We start from the raw sequence: 596 nt of genomic DNA, 5'->3' as shown, positions 1-596 counted from the left end.
CCCGGCGGGGCCGACGACGCCGAGTCCGTGTGCCTCGTCGACGACGAGCAGCGCGCCGTGGGCGCGGGCGGTGGCGTGCAGCTGCGCGAGCGGGGCGGCGTCACCGTCCGCGGAGAACACCGATTCGGTGACGACGATCGCCCGCCGCCAGTCGCCGCCGGCGAGGGCCGCGCCGACGGCGGTGACGTCCGCGTGCGGGGTGATGACGACGGTGGCGCGAGACAGCCGGCACGCGTCGACGATCGAGGCGTGGTTGAGCGCGTCCGAGACGATCAGGTCGCCAGGGCCGGCCAGCGCGGTCAGGCAGCCGAGGTTCGCGGTGTAGCCCGAGGAGAACACCAGCGCCGCCGCGAAGCCGACGTGCTCCGCCAGGGCGTCCTCCAGCTCGGCGTGCAGGGTGGTCGAGCCGGTGACGAGCCGGCTGCCGGTCGAGCCGGTGCCCCAGGTCCGCAGCGCCCGCGCGGCGCCCTCGACGACCGCGGGATCCCGGCCCAGACCGAGATAGTCGTTGCCGGCCAGATCGACGTGAACGGCGCCGTCCGTCCCGTCTCCCGCAGCTCCCGCGCCCCGGGCCGAGGCGGGCGCCGGGCGCGGGC

The 596-nt window shown here is 77.0% G+C and carries 1 protein-coding gene; it reads right to left on the bottom strand.

Annotation, left to right across the window (positions count from 1 at the left end; genetic code table 11):
- Positions 1-596, bottom strand: a 596-nt coding sequence (locus MXD58_RS24580) for an aminotransferase class I/II-fold pyridoxal phosphate-dependent enzyme (RefSeq protein ID WP_250610035.1), incomplete at both ends; no start/stop codon positions are given.

Source organism: Frankia sp. AgKG'84/4, assembly GCF_023242965.2.
Taxonomy (GTDB): Bacteria; Actinomycetota; Actinomycetes; order Frankiales; family Frankiaceae; genus Frankia.
The sequence above is the reverse complement of the archived record's forward strand: the minus strand, read 5'-3'. Positions and strand labels throughout refer to the sequence as shown.